Genomic DNA, 17,170 nt, shown 5'->3' on the forward strand with positions numbered 1-17,170 from the left:
CCCGCGCCGGCCCCTGCGCCAGCACCGGCACCTGCGCCGGCTCAGTAATCAGACCGCGGTTAACGACGAACGGCCCGCCGAAAGGCGGGCCGTTTGTTATGTGACCCTCACATGTCGATGGCCTTCGGCCCCAGGCCCGGTCAGATATGGATAGGTTTGAAGAACGTGGCCAGCGCCGCCTCCTTCACCGATTCCGACATCGTCGGATGGGCGTGGCAGGTACGGGCAAGGTCTTCCGACGAGCCGCCGAATTCCATCAGCACAGCCGCCTCGTGGATCATCTCGCCGGCGCCGAAGCCGACGATATGGACGCCGAGCACGCGGTCGCTGGCCTTGTCGGCCAGGATCTTCACGAAACCGTCGGTGTGCAGCATGGCGCGCGCCCGGCCATTGGCGCTGAACGGGAACTTGCCGACCTTGTAGTCGATACCGGCCTTCTTCAATTCCTCCTCGGTCTTGCCGACGGAGGCGATCTCCGGACTGGTGTAGACGACGCTCGGGATGACGTCGTAGTTCACGTGCCCGGCCTGGCCGGCGATCGTCTCGGCGACAGCCACGCCCTCGTCCTCGGCCTTGTGCGCCAGCATCGGGCCGGCGATCACGTCGCCGATGGCATAGATGCCGGGCACGTTGGTCCTGAGATGCCCGTCGGTCTTGACCCGGCCGCGCTCGTCCACCTCGACGCCGGCTTCCTTCAGCCCGAGGCTGTCGGAATAGGGCCGGCGTCCGGTGGCGACCAGCACCACATCCGCCTCGATGGTTTCGGCCGCGCCGCCCTTGACCGGCTCGAAGGTGACGGTCGCGCCCTTCTTGGCCCTGGCCACACCCGTGACCTTGGCGCCGAGCTTGAACTCGAAGCCCTGCTTGGACAAGAGCCGCTGGAACTGCTTCGACACCTCGCCATCCATGCCGCCGAGGATGGTATCGAGGAACTCGACCACCGTGACCTTGGCGCCGAGCCGGGCCAACACCGAGCCGAGCTCCAATCCGATGACGCCGCCGCCGACCACCACGAGGCTTGCGGGCACCTTGGCCAGCGACAGCGCGCCAGTGGAGGAGACGATCACCTTCTCGTCGAAATCGACCTTGACGCCCGGAATGCCGGCGACGTCGGAGCCGGTGGCGATGACGATGTTCTTGGTCTCGATCTCTTCGACCTTGCCGTCCTCGCCGGTCACCGAAACCTTGCCGGCGCCGACGACCTTGCCGGTGCCGCGGAAGGAGTCGATCTTGTTCTTCTTGAACAGGAAGGCGACGCCGTTGACGTTGGACGCCACCGTCGTGTCCTTATGCGCCATCATCTTCTTGAGATTGAGCTTCGGCGCCGGTATCTCGATGCCCAGCGTATCGAAGGCATGGCCGGCTTCGGCGAACATCTCGGAGGCATAGAGCAGCGCCTTCGACGGGATGCAGCCGATGTTGAGGCAGGTTCCGCCGAAGGTGGCGTTCTTCTCGACCACCGCCGTCTTCAGCCCGAGCTGCGCCGCCTTGATGGCGCAGACATAGCCGCCCGGTCCCGATCCGATGATAACGACGTCATAAGCCATGATGGTGTCCTTTGCTTTGGCGCCTAACGGCCGCCGCTCACATTCAGGATCGCGCCCGTGATATACGAGGCCGCGTCCGACAGAAGATAGAGAACCGCGCTCGCGACTTCGTCCGCCGTGCCGGCGCGTTTCAGCGGTAGCATGTCCTGCATCCGCGCCACGCGGTCCGGCTGGCCGCCGGAAGCATGGATCTCGGTCTCGGTGATGCCGGGGCTGACCGCGTTGACGCGGATGCCTTCGAGCGCCACCTCGCGCGCCAGTCCGATCGTCAGCGTATCGATCGCGCCCTTGGAAGCGGCATAGTCGACATATTCGCCAGGTGAGCCCAGCCGGGCGGCAGCGGACGAGATGTTGACGATGGCGCCGCCCTTGCCGCCATGCCGCGTCGACATGCGCTTCACCGCCTCGCGGGCGCACAGGAACGAGCCGACGACGTTGACGCGCATCATGCGCTCCAGCCGCTCGACACTCATCTCGTCGACCCGGGCCTTGAGATCGACGACGCCGGCATTGTTGACGAAGGCGTCGAGCCGGCCGAAGGCCCGGTCGACGGCTTCGAACATCGCGATGACATGTGCTTCGTTGCCGACATCGCCCTTGACTGCGAAGGCATCGCCGCCGTCGGCTCTTAGCTCGGCGACCAGCGCGTCCGCCGCGGCCTGATTGGAGACGTAATTCACCGCCACCCGGTAGCCGGCCCGGTTCGCCTGCCGGCAGATGGCGGCGCCGATGCCGCGGCTGCCGCCCGTGACCAGCAGCGTCTTTTTCTCGGCACTCATTCCTGGCACCCTTTCAGAACGAAGATATCCCACGGCACTTTGGAGAAGCCGGCAGGACCATAAGCCGCCGACATTTCGAGCGACGGCCCGAGATCGGGCAGGATCAGGCTTTTCGGCGCGTCGACGCCCTCCGCCGGCAGCAGGCCGACAGCGCCCTTCTCGTCGGCGCTGTAGATAACGCCTTCCCACACCGTGCAGGCGGCGAGCTCCTCGCCGGTGACGTCGCCGGTCGGGCATTTGTACATCAGCGAGCCATGCGGCCGCGCGGCCGACCCCTCGGTCCACACGGCGATACCGTCGAGCACGACATTGTTGTCGAGGATCATGCGGAAGGCGTTGGTGATCGTGGCCGAGGTGCCGGCCGGGGTGAAGTCGATCTCGGCGCCGCTCTGCGCCTCGCCATAGACGGCAAGCTGGATCGGGCACGCGGCCTGGGCAGCGGAAGCCGACGACAAAACCGCCGATCTAGCCATCCACCGGATTATGAGTGAGGCAAGTATTCTCATCGATCGGCCTCGTTACGGCCATCGGCGTTTTCGAGCACTTCGAAGTCGGTCATCAGGAGCAGTGGTTCACCGGATGCGTCCAACCCCCAGAAAGACCGGTACGCGCCGTCGCCATAGCCAGTGTCGAACATGGCTACATTGATCGGATTGCCTTCAATCGGACTATCGATACAAAACCTGTCGATAGTGCACGCAACGTCGGCGAGATAATCGTCAAGTTCCTCTTGGTTGGACATTAGCGTCAGGACCGACTTATCCATAAACGACGCAACCGCGTCATCGACGATAAATTCAAGAAATTCGGACTTATAGACAGGTGGGCGATCGGGAACGAAGGTCGCCAATTCCCAGCGCGTTGGCAAGCCGGGGCCGAACCGCAAGACCGCTGCGGCAATGCAGCCCCGCGCCTGAAGCAGGATGACCGGATAGCGTCCCGGCTTGACCTTGCGGCTGAAAGCAGGCCTCCTTAGTCCGGTGATGAGCGGATCGCAGGCGACGATTTCTCCGGTCGGCAATTCAAGCTCGCCGATCGTGATGGCGGTGATTTTCCGTTCTGCCATTTCCGCATCGCTGAGGGCGAAGACGCCGACGTTGCTGCTTTCCGGCGGCGGACCCGATTCAATCAATTTCGCCGGTGAGACGATAGCGACGGAGGTCGTTGGCCGAAAAGTCCGAAGAGCGCGACCCAACGCGAACCCGAACCTTTCCAGCCAGCCGCCCATTGCGGATCAGCTCCGATCAGAGATCGAGCACCAGCCGCTCGGGATCCTCCAGGCTTTCCTTGACGCGCACCAGGAAGGTCACCGCTTCCTTGCCGTCGACGATGCGGTGGTCGTAGCTGAGCGCCAGATACATCATCGGGCGGATGACGATCTGGCCGCCGACCACCACCGGCCGGTCCTGGATCTTGTGCATGCCGAGGATGCCCGATTGCGGCGCGTTCAGGATCGGCGTCGACATCAGCGAGCCATAGACGCCGCCATTGGAGATGGTGAAGGTGCCGCCCTGCATGTCCGCGACCGATAGCTTGCCGTCGCGCGCGGCGAGACCCAGCCGGCCGATCTCCTTTTCGATCTCGGCGATGGACATCTGGTCGGCGTCGCGCACCACCGGCACCACCAAACCCTTGTCCGTGCCGACCGCGACGCCGACATGGGCGAAGTTCTTATAGATGATGTCTGTGCCGTCGATCTCGGCATTGACCGCCGGGATCTCCTTCAGCGCATGCGTCACCGCCTTGGTGAAGAAGCCCATGAAGCCGAGCTTCACCCCATGCTTCTTCTCGAACACGTCCTTGTATTTGGACCGCAGCGCCATCACCGCGCTCATATCCACCTCGTTGAAGGTGGTGAGCATGGCGGCGGTCGACTGCGCCTCCTTCAAGCGGCGCGCGATCGTCTGGCGCAGCTTGGTCATGCGCACGCGCTCCTCGCGCGGCGCATCCTCGGCCGAGGACGGCGCGCGGGCGACGACCGGCGCGGGTGCCGCCTTCGGCGTCTCGGCCGGCTGCGAGGGCGCACCCTTGGCAATCGCGTCGAGCACATCGCCCTTCAGCACCTGCCCGCGCTTCCCGGAGCCGGACAACTGATCGACCGAAAGATTGTTTTCGGCGATCAGCTTGGCCGCCGCCGGGGCCGGCGGCATGGTGCGCGGCTCGATCGGGCCGACGTCGCCGGCGACCTTTGCAGTCTCGGCCGCGGCCTGCTTGACCGAGGACGCCGCGTCCGGGCTCGAGGCCTGCGCCACCGCCTGTGGCTTCGTGGCCGGAGCAGCGGCCGCGCCGCCCGCCGAAATCGAGCCGAGCAGCGCGCCGACATTAACCGTCTCGCCTTCCTTGACGGTGATCTCGGCCAGCGTTCCGGCGCCCGCAGCGGGCACTTCCACCGTCACCTTGTCGGTTTCGAGCTCGACCAGGGGCTCATCGGCGGCAATCGCGTCGCCGACCTTCTTGAACCACTTGCCGACAGTCGCCTCGGTGACGGATTCGCCCAGAGTGGGGACGCGGATTTCGGTAGCCATTGTGCCTGTCCGTTCTCTTGTCTTCTTGAGGTCTGTTTCGTCCGGTTATTCGCCGAGGGCGTCGTCGAGCAAGGCGGCGAGCTGGCTGAGATGCTTCGACATCAACCCCGTCGCCGGCGAGGCCGAGGCCGGCCGCCCGGTGTAGCGCACCCGCTGATGCTTGGCGTCGATATGCGCCAGCACCCATTCGAGATAGGGATCGATGAACGACCAGGCACCCATATTCTTGGGCTCCTCCTGGCACCACACCATCTCGGCATTGCGGAAGCGCGACAGCTCGGTGATCAGGGCCTTGGCCGGGAACGGGTAGAGCTGTTCGACGCGCAAAAGGTAGATGTCGTTGATGCCGCGCTTCTCGCGCTCCTCATAGAGGTCGTAATAGACCTTGCCCGAGCACAGCACGACGCGGCGGATCTTGGAGTCCTTCACCAGCTTGATCGGCTGGTTCGGCAGCAATTGCGCATCGTCCCACAGCAAGCGGTGGAACGAGCTTTCGCCCGACATCTCGGACAGCGTCGACACCGCGCGCTTGTGGCGCAGCAGCGACTTCGGCGTCATCAGGATCAGCGGCTTGCGGAAGTCGCGCTTCAGCTGCCGGCGCAGGATGTGGAAATAGTTGGCCGGCGTGGTGACGTTGGCGACCTGCATGTTGTCTTCGGCGCAGAGCTGCAGGAAGCGCTCCAGCCGCGCCGACGAATGCTCCGGCCCCTGACCTTCATAGCCATGCGGCAGCAGGCAGACGAGGCCGGACATGCGCAGCCACTTGCGCTCGCCCGACGAGATGAACTGGTCGAACACCACCTGGGCGCCGTTGGCGAAGTCGCCGAACTGCGCCTCCCAGAGCGTTAGCGCCTTGGGCTCGGCCAGGCTGTAGCCATATTCGAAGCCGAGCACCGCCTCTTCCGACAGCATCGAGTTGATGACCTCGTAGCCGGCCTGCGCCGCCGAGAGGTTGTTGAGCGGGATGTAACGGGTCTCGTCGCGCTGGTCGTAAAGCACCGAATGGCGCTGCGAGAAGGTGCCGCGTTCCGAATCTTGGCCGGAAAGCCGGATCGGATTGCCGTCGAGCAGGATGGCGCCGAAAGCCAGCGCCTCGGCCGTCGACCAGTCGATGCCGTCGCCCGATTCGATCGCCTGGCGGCGGTTCTCGAGGAAGCGCAGGATCGTCTTGTGCGCCTCGAAATCCTTCGGCACCTCGGTCAGCTTCTTGCCGATCTCCTTCAGCGTGCGCACCGGCACAGCTGTCTTGCCGCGCCGTTGTTCATCCTGGTTGTCGGCGGTGCGCAGGCCGGACCACGCACCGTCCAGCCAATCGGCCTTGTTCGGCTTGTAGCTCTGGCCGACTTCAAATTCGGCTTCCAGATGCGCGCGCCAATCGGCCCGCATCTTGTCGACCTCGGCCTGGGTGACGTGGCCCTCGGCGATCAGCCGGTCGGCATAGATCTGCACCACCGTCTTATGGGTGCGGATGTTGCGGTACATGATCGGCTGGGTGAAGGCCGGCTCGTCGCCCTCATTGTGGCCGAAGCGGCGGTAGCAGAACATGTCCACAACCACCGGCTTGTGGAACTTCATGCGGAACTCGGTCGCGACCTTGGCGGCATGCACCACGGCTTCCGGGTCGTCGCCATTGACGTGGAAGATCGGCGCCTCGATCATCTTGGCCACATCCGACGGATAGGGCGAGGAGCGCGAGAAGCGCGGATTGGTGGTGAAGCCGATCTGATTGTTGATGATGACGTGCAGCGTGCCGGCGACGCGATGACCGCGCAGGCCGGACAGGCCGAGGATTTCGGCGATCACGCCCTGGCCGGCGAAGGCGGCGTCGCCATGCAAAAGCAGCGGCATCACCTTGGCGCGCTCCGACAGCGGCACGACCTCGCCGCGTTCGCGGCCGGAAAGCTGGTCCTGCTTGGCGCGTGCCTTGCCCATCACGACGGGATCGACGATTTCCAGATGCGAGGGATTGGCCGTCAACGACAGATGCACCTTGTTGCCGTCGAACTCCCGGTCCGACGAGGCACCGAGATGGTACTTCACGTCGCCCGAGCCTTCGACCTCGTCAGGGGCCGCGGAGCCGCCCTTGAATTCGTGGAAGATGGCGCGATGGGGCTTCGCCATCACCTGGGAAAGCACGTTGAGGCGGCCGCGATGCGCCATGCCGAGCACGATTTCCTTGAGGCCGAGCTGTCCGCCGCGCTTGACGATCTGCTCCAGCGCCGGGATCAGCGACTCGCCGCCGTCGAGGCCGAAGCGCTTCGTGCCCTTGTACTTGACGTCGATATACTGCTCGAAACCCTCGGCCTCGATCAGCTTCGACAGGATCGCCTTCTTGCCGGTGGCGGTGAAGGTGATCTCCTTGTCGGCGCCTTCGATGCGCGCCTGGATCCATGCCTTCTCTTCCGGGTCGGAGATGTGCATGAACTCGACGCCGAGCGTCGAGCAATAGGTGCGGGTCAGGATGTCCAGCATCTGCCGAACGGTGCCGAATTCGAGACCCAGCACATTGTCGAGGAAGATCGGCCGGTCGTAATCGGCTTCGGCGAAGCCGTAATTGGCCGGCGACAGCTCGTTATAGTCTTCAAGCGGCTTGGCGATGCCGAGCGGATCGAGATTGGCGTGCAGATGGCCGCGCATGCGATAGGCGCGGATCATCATGATGGCGCGGACTGAATCGCGCGTCGCCTGGTGCACGTCGGCGTCGGAAAGCGCGGCGCCGTTGACGACCGCCTTGTCCTTGACCTTCTTCTCGATCGCCTTTTCGACCAGGCCCCAATTGCCGTCAAGCGCCGAGACCAGCTCGCCATTGGCCGTCAGCGGCCAGGAGGGCTTCGCCCAGGAGGCGCCCTTGGCGTTCTTGCGGACGTCGCCCGCGTCGTCCTTCAGCGCCGCGAAGAAGTCCTGCCACTCCGGATCGACCGAAGCCGGATTGTCCTCATAGGCGGCATAGAGCGCGTCGATGTAATCGGCATTGCCGCCATAGAGGAATGATGTGAGCGAGAATTGGTCGTTGGCCTGATCTTGTCTTGCCATTTTCGTCTGCGGAGCCTGGCTCCGTCTCCTAGTTTGGAGGGGAATAGGACAGTGAGGGATTGAGGCAGCAGGGAAAGCAGGCGGTCGCGCAGCTCGTCCCGTTAGTCCTGTCCCCTACTGCCATAATGCCCTACTCCCTTACTGCCTTAACCTTTGATCGCCTCGACCAGCGTCGTGCCGAGCCGCGCTGGCGACGGCGAAACCTTGATGCCGGCCGATTCCATCGCCGCGATCTTATCTTCCGCGCCGCCCTTGCCGCCCGAGATCACCGCGCCCGCATGGCCCATGGTGCGGCCGGCCGGCGCCGTGCGCCCGGCGATGAAGCCCGCCATCGGTTTCTTGCGGCCACGCTTGGCTTCGTCCTTGAGGAACTGCGCGGCGTCTTCCTCGGCCGAGCCGCCGATCTCGCCGATCATGATGATCGACTTCGTCTCGTCGTCGGCGAGGAACATCTCCAGCACATCGATGAACTCGGTGCCCTTGACCGGGTCGCCGCCGATGCCAACCGCCGTGGTCTGGCCGAGGCCGACATTGGTGGTCTGGAAGACTGCCTCATAGGTAAGTGTTCCCGAGCGCGAAACAACGCCCACCGAGCCCTTGCGGAAGATGTTGCCGGGCATGATCCCGATCTTGCACTCGTCAGGCGTCAGCACGCCCGGGCAGTTCGGGCCGATCAGCCGCGAAGTGGAGCGGTCGAGCCGCGCCTTGACCTTGACCATGTCCATCACCGGGATGCCCTCGGTGATGCAGACGATCAGCGGGATCTCTGCCTCGATCGCCTCGATGATCGCCTCGCCCGCGCCCGCGGGCGGCACATAGATGACGGAGGCGTTTGCGCCGGTCCTTGCCTTGCCCTCGGCCACCGTGGCGAAGATCGGCAGGCTTTCCCCCTTCGAGCCGGTCCAGGTCTCGCCGCCCTTCTTGGGATGGATGCCGCCCACCATCTTGGTGCCGTGATAGGCCAGCGCCTGTTCGGTGTGGAACGTGCCGGTCTTGCCGGTCAGACCCTGCACCAGCACCTTGGTATTCTTGTCGACGAGAATGGACATGGGTTGAAACGCCCCTGACTTCAGCGATTAGAGGAAAGGATTGACGGCCCGGACCGAGCCATAAACCTGGTTGTGGTTGAGATCCTCGGTGTAGAAAATCGGCGCGCCGAGCCGCTCCGCGGCCGCGAGCAATGCCGCGTCGTAATATTTGAGTTGATAGCGGCGCGCGAGATGGAGCCCAGCGATGACATAGGCCTGGTCGACCGGGACAAACGGAAGCGCGCCGAGAAAGACCAGCCACTCGTCGACCACAGCATCGGCGAAGACCGATTTCCGTCTCGCGACATTCGCGAATTCGGCCAAAGTCTGGCCCGAGACGCCGAACACAGTCTCGAGCACAAGGTTTTGCGCGATATCGTGTCGGCGAGGATCACTTGTCCTCTCCGAGGCCGCGTAAAGGAGAACGTTCGAGTCGAGAAAGCATTCTATCTTCTCGTTCGGCATAGATCTCGTCCCGGTTCCATTTGTATGCAGGGCCCAGGTCAAGCGGCTTTTCGGCCATCAGCCTGCGCATACCTTCCCGCGCCCAGGCAATCCGGTCTTCCTGCTCGACTTCATGCGCAAGCAGTGAACGAATGAGGGCGTTGAGCGTCGTCTTGCGACGTTCGGCAAGGTTTCGCGCCTGTTTAAGCAGAGTCTCGTCCATGGCCAGGGTGACGTTTTTCATCGTCCGCCTCCACATAAATACACAGGCATATTATGTGTGATTATGTGTGGCCCTTCAACCGTCTTGCCTATGATCGCCATCGCTCAGCCTTCCTTCGTCTCGGAAGGCGGAACGCGCCGGTAGAGTCCGCTCACAATGTCTTGCCATGCATTGCTGCCGGCGGGCTTGAACTGAAGTTTCATGCGATAGGTATCGGCGCCGTCAAAACCATACGTCACGCGCGCGGCGCCGCGCGGCGACGAGCGGTCGAGAATCAGCTTATTGCCGTTCCACATGCCGGTTGCGGGCGACATCGGCACGAACCCCATCGAGTCGAACTGATGCATGGTGACGAGGCCGTTCTGCTGGTCGAAGCCGAACACATTATGCGCGCCGAAAGAGACCGTGCCGTCGCGACGCTGCCGATAGCGCTGCACCAGGAACAGGCCGCCGAACTCAGCCTCGGCCTGAACGTCCGCGGTCGCCGTGCCGGCATCGGTCCATTGCGTGGCCGCGACTTCTTCCTCGCCGCGCCACGCGCCGACCAGCGCCTGCAGGCGTTGGTGGCCGTCCGATAGGGAGGAGAAGGGCGACGCGTTCATGGTTCACAGCCGCTTCAAATCGGTGACGGTGAGGTCACTGCGGGCATTGCCGGTGTTCAAGGTCGTCGCCGGCTCGAACATCAGCACCACCGGTTCCGGGGTGAGCGAACGCGGCCGGTGCTCGACGCCGCGCGGCACGACGATGAAATCGCCCTCGCCGAGCTCGACCGGCCCGTCACGGAAGTCGATGGCGATCCTGCCGCGCAGCACCAGGAAAGCCTCGTCCTCATGGTCATGCGCATGCCAATCGAAAATCTCGCCGAACTTGGCGACCTTGGCTTGGGCATCGTTGACGTCGCCCGCGATGTGCGGATCGAAGACCTTGGCGATCTTTTGATCCGCCGCCTCGACCAGGTTTATCTTGCGCGGAGGCATCCGCTCAGCCCTTCACCGCCTTGACGATCTTCTTGGCCGCGTCGTCGAGGTCGTCGGCCGACACCACGTTGAGGCCGCTGTCGTTGATGATCTTCTTGCCGAGCTCGGCATTGGTGCCTTCCAGGCGCACGACGAGCGGCACCTTCAGGCCGACTTCCTTGACGGCCGCGATCACGCCCTCGGCGATGACATCGCATTTCATGATGCCGCCGAAGATGTTGATCAGGATGCCTTCGACAGCCGGATCCTTGGTGATGATCTTGAACGCCGCCGTGACCTTTTCCTTCGAGGCGCCGCCTCCGACATCGAGAAAGTTAGCCGGCTCTGCACCGTAGAGCTTGATGATGTCCATGGTCGCCATGGCCAGGCCGGCGCCGTTGACCATGCAGCCGATATTGCCGTCGAGCGCGACATAGGCGAGGTCGTATTTCGACGCCTCGATCTCCTTCTCGTCCTCTTCGGTGGTGTCGCGCAATTCCATTACGTCCGGATGGCGGAAGAGCGCGTTGTTGTCGAAGGACACTTTCGCGTCGAGCACGCGCAGGTGCCCGTCCTTCATGACGATCAGCGGGTTGACCTCGAGCAGGCTCATGTCCTTCTCGACGAACGCCTTGTAGAGGATCGGGAACAGCGATGCGCCGTCCTTGGCGGCATCGCCGTCGAGCTTCAGCGCGCCGTTGAGCGTCTTCACGTCATCGGTCGTCACGCCCTTTTCCGGATCGATGGCGACGGTGACGATCTTTTCGGGCGTCTCATGCGCGACCGTCTCGATGTCCATGCCGCCTTCGGTCGAGACGACGAAGGCGATGCGGCCGACCGAGCGGTCGACAAGGATCGACAGATAGAGCTCGCGGGCGATGTCGGCGCCGTCTTCGATATAGAGACGGTTGACCTGCTTGCCGGCGGGTCCTGTCTGCTTGGTGACTAGCGTGTGACCGAGCATCTCGTTGACATTGGCCACGACCTCGGCCGCCGACTTTGCCAGCCGCACGCCGCCCTTGGCATCCGGGCCGAGCTCCTTGAACTTGCCCTTGCCGCGGCCGCCGGCATGAATCTGGCTCTTCACGACATAGAGCGGGCCGGGCAGCGCCTTTGCGGCGGCCTCCGCCTCGCTTGCCTTGAACACCGGAACGCCGCTTGCCACCGGCGCGCCGAACGTCTTCAGCAGCGCCTTGGCCTGATACTCATGGATGTTCATGCGCTTGATCTCCGGGAAGGACGATTATTTTGCCGGTGAGATTACTTGCCGGCGAGATGCGGGGCGATCTTGGTACAGGCCTCGGTCAGGCCCTGGACGGCTGCGACCGAATTGTCGAACATCTTCTGCTCGGCCTTCGACAGGTCGATCTCGATAACGAGCTCGACGCCGCCTGCGCCGATCACCACCGGAACACCGACATAGGTCCCCTTGACGCCATACTGTCCCGAGAGATGCGCGGCGCAGGGTAGCACGCGCTTCTTGTCCTTGAGGTAGGATTCGGCCATGGCAATCGCCGAGGCCGCCGGCGCGTAATAGGCCGAGCCGGTCTTCAAGAGGCCGACGATCTCGGCTCCGCCGTCACGGGTGCGTTGCACGATCTGGTCGAGCTTCTCCTTCGAGGTCCAGCCCATCTTGACGAGGTCGGGCAGCGGGATGCCGGCGACCGTCGAATAGCGGATCATCGGCACCATCGAGTCGCCATGGCCACCGAGCACGAAGGCGGTGACGTCCTCGACCGAAACCTTGAACTCCTCGGCCAGGAAATAGCGGAAGCGGGCGCTGTCGAGCACGCCGGCCATGCCGACGACATGGCTGGTCGGCAGGCCGGAGAACTTCTGCAGCGCCCAGACCATCGCGTCGAGCGGGTTGGTGATGCAGATGACGAAGGCCTTCGGCGCATACTTCTTCAGGCCCGCGCCGACCTGTTCCATGACCTTGAGGTTGATGCCGAGAAGGTCGTCGCGGCTCATACCCGGCTTGCGCGGCACCCCGGCGGTCACGATGCAAACATCCGCGCCCTCGATGCCGGCATAGTCATTGACGCCGGTAAGCCTGGAGTCGAAGCCGTCGACCGGCGACGACTGCGCGATGTCGAGGCCCTTGCCCTGCGGAATGCCCTCGGCGATATCGAACAGCACCACGTCGCCGAGATCCTTGAGGCCGACCATGTGGGCGAGCGTGCCGCCGATCATTCCGGAGCCGATGAGCGCTATCTTGTTGCGTGCCATTTGAGGATGTTTTCCCTTTGTCTGTGACGGTACCGTGACGGGGCCGGGGAGGCCGAAAGGATGCGGGAAGCCGCGAGATTTCGCCGCACCGAATAACTCCGGCAGGAAGGAAATTCAAACGATTATTTCAGGCCCAATATTTTCAATCGGTTAGATGCATCGGGAATTACGTAAACGTCAAAATTCCTGAGCCAACCAGGCCGAATTTACACAATGAACGTGGAAATCAGAAGGCTTCACCCCGGCGATGACGTCCTTGTGATGGGGGCGTGGCAACGAAATGTTCGATGAGCCCTCGATCCGTCTCATGGCGCGAAGTGGGAGCAAAGACCCAGGACGACGAGTGTCAGGCCTGCGCCTGTCTCGCCTCGGCGGGCTGTGCCCCATCGTTCCGCCGCTCCGCCCAGTCGTCCAGCCAGTCCCGGCTCTGCATTTCGACCAGGCGCGAGGCGGTGCGCTCGAATTCGAACACTTCCGTGCCGCGTTTGGCCGTGTAGAGCCCTTCCGGCGCAGCCGCGGCGCTCATCACCAGCCGCATGCGATGGTCGTAGAGCGTGTCGATCAAAAGAATGAAACGCTTGGCCTCGTTGCGCTTGCCTTCCCCCAGCACCGGCACATGGTCGATGAAGACGGTCGAGAAGCGGGCGGCGATGGCCAGATAGTCGCGCGCGCCGAGCGGCTTTTCGCAAAGGTCGGCGAAGGAAAAGCGCGCCGCGTCGCCGGCGGCGCGCGGCACGACGAGGTGGCGGCCTTTCAGTGTCAGCATCACCTCGCCGGTCGGCTGGCCATGCGTCATCGCCTTCCAGGCCTTGTCCAACGCGCGCTCGGCCGCGGCGTCGTCCGGCGTGACATAGACCGGCTGCCGGTTGAGCTTTTCCTGCCGATAGTCCTTCTCGGCATCGAGCGTCATCACATGGGCATTGCGCTCGAGCAGCGAGATGAACGGCAGGAAGAGCTGGCGGTTCAGCCCGTCGCGATAAAGGTTCTCCGGCGCCACGTTTGAGGTGGCGACCAGCACCACGCCATTGGCGAACAGCGCCGAGAACAGGCGCGACAGAATCATGGCGTCGGCAATGTCGGTGACGGAGAACTCATCGAAGCAAAGCACCCAGGCTTCATCGGCAAGCGTCCGGGCGACCGGCGGTATCGGATCGTCTTCCTTGACCGCGCCTTCCTTGCGCGCCTGCCGGTGTTTTTGGATCCGGTCCTGCACATCGGCCATGAAGTCGTTGAAATGCACGCGGCGTTTGCGGCGGACCGGCAGCAGCTCGAAGAACATGTCCATCAGCATGGTCTTGCCGCGACCGACACTGCCATGGATGTAGAGCCCTTTGACCGGGGTGCGCGGCTGCCGCTTGGCCGCGAACAGCCAGCCCAGCGCGCTCGATTTCTGCGCCAGTCTTTTGGCCGAAATCTCGTCGATCAACCGATCGAGCGCGGCGACGATATGCTCCTGCGCCGGATCGCGCTCGACAGCGCCGCTCTGGACGAGATGATCGTAGCGCTGCCTGACGGTCGCATGGGTCTGGAGGCCGTCGCGCAGATGCATGGGTCCGGTCATTTGCTTTTTTGAGCGGAACGCTCGAGGAATGGCCAGAGTGTGTTTAGATTCAGGTCAGGCCGAGTCGAAAATGGTGGTTTCCGAGAACCGGAGCGGAGCGTACTTTTAGTACGTGAGCACCGCAGGAAGCCGCCATTTGCAGGCCAGCCTCACCTGAATATCAGCACACTCTCGCCCTACCTTGTAAGCGAGATGGGCTGCCCATTGGAAGTCTGGCCGTCGAACTTTTCGCCGCCCGAGGAATAGAGCCTAGCCAGCGTGCCGCCATTTTCGTCATAAAGCGTCAGCTGCTTGCCGGCGACGTTCCACGACTTGATGCCGTCGATCGGCGCCGGGCAATGCAAAGGCCCAGCGCGGTAACCGGCACCGAACTTGGTCTGCGGCGTCGCCACCTTGCAGCTCTGCCCGGAGACATTGACGTTCCACACGCCGGCGACGCTAGCCGCAGTGAGATCGGTGGCCCCGGCGGGTGCCGCGCCGTCCGGCGGCAGCGAAGCGACCTGGGTGTTCTTCGGCGCGGTCGGAAATTGCGACGGATCGGCCGTGCCGGGAGCAGCCGGCGGTGGCAACTGATTCTGCGTCACCGTGCCGGACGGTGCCGGCGTGAGCGGCGCCGGCTGCTGGTCGTCCATCGACGAGAAGCGTGAGGTCGAGCAGCCGCTCGCAACCAGCGCGGCCAGCGAGATGGCCACAAGGCCGCTCCGCGAAAAGGGGCGGGTCATCGAAAAATTCATCAAAACCTCCGTCGGATCGGCCGGGGGGAGCCATCCGCGTAATCTTCGCTCCACCAAGATGGCGAAGGTGGCAGAATTTCAACCTGATATGGTTAAAATAGGGTTTTCCAGTCGGATGTTGCAAATTTATCGCAGCAGGCTGACGGCGCCGGAGCGGCGTAGACGCGGTCATTCAAGGCATTGAAATATAAGCATTAAATCCGGGCGCTCGGCACGAATACATAGCCTTCCGGGCCGACGATGTAGCATTCGCGCAGGCCATGCGGCTTATCGATGGAGCCGGCCAGCACGATATGGCCGAGCGCCGCCGCCTTTTTCTCGATCCCATCCGGATCGGCGCCGTAAAGGCGCAATTCGATGCCGGCGCCGCGCGCCTCGGCGCCCGAAGTGACCCCGGTCATCGGATTGTCGAGATAGGAATGGTCGGCATGCAGCATGAAGATCGAACCCAAAAGCTCGACCGCCGCGAAGTCCTCGTCGGCGTAGATGATCCTGGCGCCGAGCACGTTGCGGCAGAAGGCCTCCATCGCCGCCATGTCGGTGACCAGAAGATTGACGCCGATCCCAAGCGGCAGCGAACGGCCGAAATCCTCGGCCTTCATCCACGGTGTCCCGGTTCGCTTCATGACCATGATGATCGCCCCTCCGCTCCCGATCCTAGATGAACCGGGCTTCGCCCATTGGCATTCGCCAGCAAAATGCTTGCGCCAGGCAGGCACGTCCTTATCTCAGGAGGGACCGAGCCGGCGGAGTGAGAATGGCCGCGAGAAAAAGAACCGCTAACCGCTATTACAACGGCCCGCATAGCGATCATTTCGACGGCGCCCTGTTCTTCAACCCCGGCGGCAAGCCGCCGGGGCGCTTCAGCGATCTCCTCAGATGGCAATTCAGCGGCAAGCGGGCGAGATGGCCGGCCGCCGTTCCGAGCCCTCACCCGCAGGCAAAGCCGGTGCGCCGCGTGGATGGCGGCGCGCTAAGGCTCACAATGGTCGGCCACGCCTCATTGCTTATCCAGACCGCCGGGCTGAACATCCTGACCGATCCGGTCTGGTCGGAGCGCGCCTCGCCCTTCGCCTTTGCCGGTCCCAAGAGGGTCAATGCGCCGGGCATCGCCTTCGCCGACCTGCCGCCGATCGACCTGGTCCTGGTCAGCCACAACCACTACGACCACCTCGACCTCGCTACGCTGAAGCGACTGAAGGTGAGTCACGACGCGCGCATCATCACGCCGCTCGGCAACGATGCCATCATCCACCGCACCGTGCCCGGCATGCGACTCAGCGTGCATGATTGGGGCGACCGGATCGACATCGGCGCGGCCGCCATCCATGTCGAGCCGGCGCATCATTGGTCGGCGCGCGGCGGACGCGACCGCCGCATGGCGCTTTGGGCTGGCTTCGTTGTCGAAACGGCGGGCGGCAACATCTATTTCGCCGGCGACACCGGCTTCCATGACGGCATCAATTACCGGTTGATGGCACAAAAGCATGGCGGCTTTCGCCTCGCCATCCTGCCGATCGGCGCCTATGAGCCGCGCTGGTTCATGGCGCCGCAGCACCAGAATCCGGAGGAGGCCGTTCTCGGCATGAAGCTGTGCAATGCCGCTCACGCCGCAGGCTGCCACTGGGGCACGTTCCACCTCACCGACGAGCCGGTCGAGGAGCCGGCGCAGAAACTTTCCGAGGCACTCCAGGCGCAAGGCCTGCCGCCGGAGCGTTTCCGCGCCATGCGACCGGGCGAAGTGTGGGATGTACCACCCATCTGACAAGGAACCCAAACCGGCTAAACGCGTTTGTTTCGCGACGCAATTTCGCCGGAGCTTCCCATGATCAAATGGATCATCATCCTTCTCATCATTGCCGCCGCCGCGAGCCTGCTCGGTATGCCGGCGCTGGCCGGCGCTGCCGCTACCGGCGCACGCATCCTCATCGGCATTGTGCTGATCATCTTCCTGCTGATCGTGCTCGGCGTCTTCGCGGTCACGTAGGCGCGACCGCTTGGTCGTCGCCGGCGACCACTTGGTCGTCGTCGGCGCGACGTTTCGCAGTGACCGAGACAAGAGCCGCACTGGTAATTCTCGCCCGTTTCCGCCATATAGCGGCCAAACGGAT

The 17,170-nt window shown here is 63.6% G+C and carries 18 protein-coding genes; 2 read left to right on the top strand and 16 right to left on the bottom strand.

Annotated elements, in window-relative coordinates:
• Positions 1 to 140: 140 nt before the first annotated feature.
• The 16 genes from lpdA to P9272_RS06400 form a co-directional block, all read right to left on the bottom strand.
• Positions 141 to 1,547 carry a dihydrolipoyl dehydrogenase gene (gene lpdA, locus P9272_RS06325; protein ID WP_278159843.1) on the bottom strand — a complete coding sequence of 469 codons (1,407 nt, stop codon included), beginning with the start codon at positions 1,545 to 1,547 and terminating at the stop codon, positions 141 to 143.
• Positions 1,548 to 1,570: 23 nt separating this feature from the next.
• On the bottom strand, positions 1,571 to 2,326 hold the full coding sequence (locus P9272_RS06330) for a glucose 1-dehydrogenase (protein ID WP_278159845.1): 756 nt from the start codon (positions 2,324 to 2,326) through the stop codon (positions 1,571 to 1,573).
• Positions 2,323 to 2,799, bottom strand: a complete 477-nt coding sequence (locus tag P9272_RS06335; protein WP_278159847.1) for a hypothetical protein — start codon at positions 2,797 to 2,799, stop codon at positions 2,323 to 2,325. Before P9272_RS06335 ends, P9272_RS06330 begins: the two co-directional genes overlap by 4 nt.
• A 29-nt stretch (positions 2,800 to 2,828) precedes the next feature.
• Positions 2,829 to 3,554, bottom strand: coding sequence for a DUF4241 domain-containing protein (locus tag P9272_RS06340; RefSeq protein WP_278159849.1), 726 nt, complete (start codon positions 3,552 to 3,554; stop codon positions 2,829 to 2,831).
• A gap of 16 nt (positions 3,555 to 3,570) precedes the next feature.
• A complete protein-coding gene (gene odhB / locus P9272_RS06345; RefSeq protein WP_278159851.1) occupies positions 3,571 to 4,851 on the bottom strand; it encodes a 2-oxoglutarate dehydrogenase complex dihydrolipoyllysine-residue succinyltransferase in 1,281 nt (426 codons plus the stop codon).
• A gap of 45 nt (positions 4,852 to 4,896) precedes the next feature.
• A complete protein-coding gene (locus tag P9272_RS06350) occupies positions 4,897 to 7,884 on the bottom strand; it encodes a 2-oxoglutarate dehydrogenase E1 component (protein WP_278159853.1) in 2,988 nt (995 codons plus the stop codon).
• 146 nt (positions 7,885 to 8,030) lie between these two features.
• Positions 8,031 to 8,933 (bottom strand): succinate--CoA ligase subunit alpha, encoded by a 903-nt coding sequence (sucD, locus tag P9272_RS06355; RefSeq protein WP_126080453.1) that lies wholly within the window; start codon positions 8,931 to 8,933, stop codon positions 8,031 to 8,033.
• Between the two features lie 27 nt (positions 8,934 to 8,960).
• Positions 8,961 to 9,377: a PIN domain-containing protein gene (locus P9272_RS06360; RefSeq protein WP_128259614.1), complete on the bottom strand. Its 417-nt coding sequence runs from the start codon at positions 9,375 to 9,377 to the stop codon at positions 8,961 to 8,963.
• Positions 9,304 to 9,600: a hypothetical protein gene (locus P9272_RS06365; protein WP_128259613.1), complete on the bottom strand. Its 297-nt coding sequence runs from the start codon at positions 9,598 to 9,600 to the stop codon at positions 9,304 to 9,306. Before P9272_RS06365 ends, P9272_RS06360 begins: the two co-directional genes overlap by 74 nt.
• A gap of 83 nt (positions 9,601 to 9,683) precedes the next feature.
• Positions 9,684 to 10,181: a DUF1579 family protein gene (locus tag P9272_RS06370; protein ID WP_278159859.1), complete on the bottom strand. Its 498-nt coding sequence runs from the start codon at positions 10,179 to 10,181 to the stop codon at positions 9,684 to 9,686.
• Between the two features lie 3 nt (positions 10,182 to 10,184).
• Positions 10,185 to 10,556: a cupin domain-containing protein gene (locus P9272_RS06375; protein WP_128259611.1), complete on the bottom strand. Its 372-nt coding sequence runs from the start codon at positions 10,554 to 10,556 to the stop codon at positions 10,185 to 10,187.
• 4 nt (positions 10,557 to 10,560) lie between these two features.
• A complete protein-coding gene (gene sucC / locus P9272_RS06380; RefSeq protein WP_128259610.1) occupies positions 10,561 to 11,754 on the bottom strand; it encodes an ADP-forming succinate--CoA ligase subunit beta in 1,194 nt (397 codons plus the stop codon).
• A 41-nt stretch (positions 11,755 to 11,795) separates the two neighbouring features.
• Positions 11,796 to 12,764, bottom strand: a complete 969-nt coding sequence (gene mdh / locus P9272_RS06385) for a malate dehydrogenase (protein WP_278159860.1) — start codon at positions 12,762 to 12,764, stop codon at positions 11,796 to 11,798.
• A 346-nt stretch (positions 12,765 to 13,110) separates the two neighbouring features.
• Positions 13,111 to 14,313 carry a cell division protein ZapE gene (zapE, locus tag P9272_RS06390; RefSeq protein ID WP_278160003.1) on the bottom strand — a complete coding sequence of 401 codons (1,203 nt, stop codon included), beginning with the start codon at positions 14,311 to 14,313 and terminating at the stop codon, positions 13,111 to 13,113.
• A 188-nt stretch (positions 14,314 to 14,501) separates the two neighbouring features.
• A complete protein-coding gene (locus tag P9272_RS06395) occupies positions 14,502 to 15,059 on the bottom strand; it encodes an AprI/Inh family metalloprotease inhibitor (RefSeq protein ID WP_278159861.1) in 558 nt (185 codons plus the stop codon).
• A gap of 194 nt (positions 15,060 to 15,253) precedes the next feature.
• Positions 15,254 to 15,691: a VOC family protein gene (locus P9272_RS06400; protein WP_278159862.1), complete on the bottom strand. Its 438-nt coding sequence runs from the start codon at positions 15,689 to 15,691 to the stop codon at positions 15,254 to 15,256.
• 125 nt (positions 15,692 to 15,816) lie between these two features.
• Here P9272_RS06400 and P9272_RS06405 point away from each other — a divergent pair, with 125 nt between their 5' ends.
• Together P9272_RS06405 and P9272_RS06410 are read left to right on the top strand one after the other, a co-directional pair.
• Complete coding sequence (locus tag P9272_RS06405; RefSeq protein ID WP_278159863.1) at positions 15,817 to 16,824, top strand: MBL fold metallo-hydrolase; 1,008 nt, start codon at positions 15,817 to 15,819, stop codon at positions 16,822 to 16,824.
• 60 nt (positions 16,825 to 16,884) lie between these two features.
• The gene (locus tag P9272_RS06410) at positions 16,885 to 17,046 is read left to right on the top strand and encodes a DUF1328 family protein (RefSeq protein WP_040987840.1); all 162 of its coding nucleotides are present in this window, start codon (positions 16,885 to 16,887) and stop codon (positions 17,044 to 17,046) included.
• Positions 17,047 to 17,170: the final 124 nt, after the last annotated feature.

The organism is Mesorhizobium sp. WSM4976, assembly GCF_029625685.1.
Lineage (GTDB): Bacteria > Pseudomonadota > Alphaproteobacteria > Rhizobiales > Rhizobiaceae > Mesorhizobium.

Excerpts from the sequence above, each read along its gene's own strand:
- lpdA (WP_278159843.1), bottom strand. The coding sequence starts at position 1,547 with ATGGCTTATGACGTCGTTATCATCGGATCGGGACCGGGCGGCTATGTC.
- P9272_RS06330 (WP_278159845.1), bottom strand. The coding sequence starts at position 2,326 with ATGAGTGCCGAGAAAAAGACGCTGCTGGTCACGGGCGGCAGCCGCGGC.
- P9272_RS06335 (WP_278159847.1), bottom strand. The coding sequence starts at position 2,799 with ATGGCTAGATCGGCGGTTTTGTCGTCGGCTTCCGCTGCCCAGGCCGCG.
- P9272_RS06340 (WP_278159849.1), bottom strand. The coding sequence starts at position 3,554 with ATGGGCGGCTGGCTGGAAAGGTTCGGGTTCGCGTTGGGTCGCGCTCTT.
- odhB (WP_278159851.1), bottom strand. The coding sequence starts at position 4,851 with ATGGCTACCGAAATCCGCGTCCCCACTCTGGGCGAATCCGTCACCGAG.
- P9272_RS06350 (WP_278159853.1), bottom strand. The coding sequence starts at position 7,884 with ATGGCAAGACAAGATCAGGCCAACGACCAATTCTCGCTCACATCATTC.
- sucD (WP_126080453.1), bottom strand. The coding sequence starts at position 8,933 with ATGTCCATTCTCGTCGACAAGAATACCAAGGTGCTGGTGCAGGGTCTG.
- P9272_RS06360 (WP_128259614.1), bottom strand. The coding sequence starts at position 9,377 with ATGCCGAACGAGAAGATAGAATGCTTTCTCGACTCGAACGTTCTCCTT.
- P9272_RS06365 (WP_128259613.1), bottom strand. The coding sequence starts at position 9,600 with ATGAAAAACGTCACCCTGGCCATGGACGAGACTCTGCTTAAACAGGCG.
- P9272_RS06370 (WP_278159859.1), bottom strand. The coding sequence starts at position 10,181 with ATGAACGCGTCGCCCTTCTCCTCCCTATCGGACGGCCACCAACGCCTG.
- P9272_RS06375 (WP_128259611.1), bottom strand. The coding sequence starts at position 10,556 with ATGCCTCCGCGCAAGATAAACCTGGTCGAGGCGGCGGATCAAAAGATC.
- sucC (WP_128259610.1), bottom strand. The coding sequence starts at position 11,754 with ATGAACATCCATGAGTATCAGGCCAAGGCGCTGCTGAAGACGTTCGGC.
- mdh (WP_278159860.1), bottom strand. The coding sequence starts at position 12,764 with ATGGCACGCAACAAGATAGCGCTCATCGGCTCCGGAATGATCGGCGGC.
- zapE (WP_278160003.1), bottom strand. The coding sequence starts at position 14,313 with ATGCATCTGCGCGACGGCCTCCAGACCCATGCGACCGTCAGGCAGCGC.
- P9272_RS06395 (WP_278159861.1), bottom strand. The coding sequence starts at position 15,059 with ATGAATTTTTCGATGACCCGCCCCTTTTCGCGGAGCGGCCTTGTGGCC.
- P9272_RS06400 (WP_278159862.1), bottom strand. The coding sequence starts at position 15,691 with ATGGTCATGAAGCGAACCGGGACACCGTGGATGAAGGCCGAGGATTTC.
- P9272_RS06405 (WP_278159863.1), top strand. The coding sequence starts at position 15,817 with ATGGCCGCGAGAAAAAGAACCGCTAACCGCTATTACAACGGCCCGCAT.
- P9272_RS06410 (WP_040987840.1), top strand. The coding sequence starts at position 16,885 with ATGATCAAATGGATCATCATCCTTCTCATCATTGCCGCCGCCGCGAGC.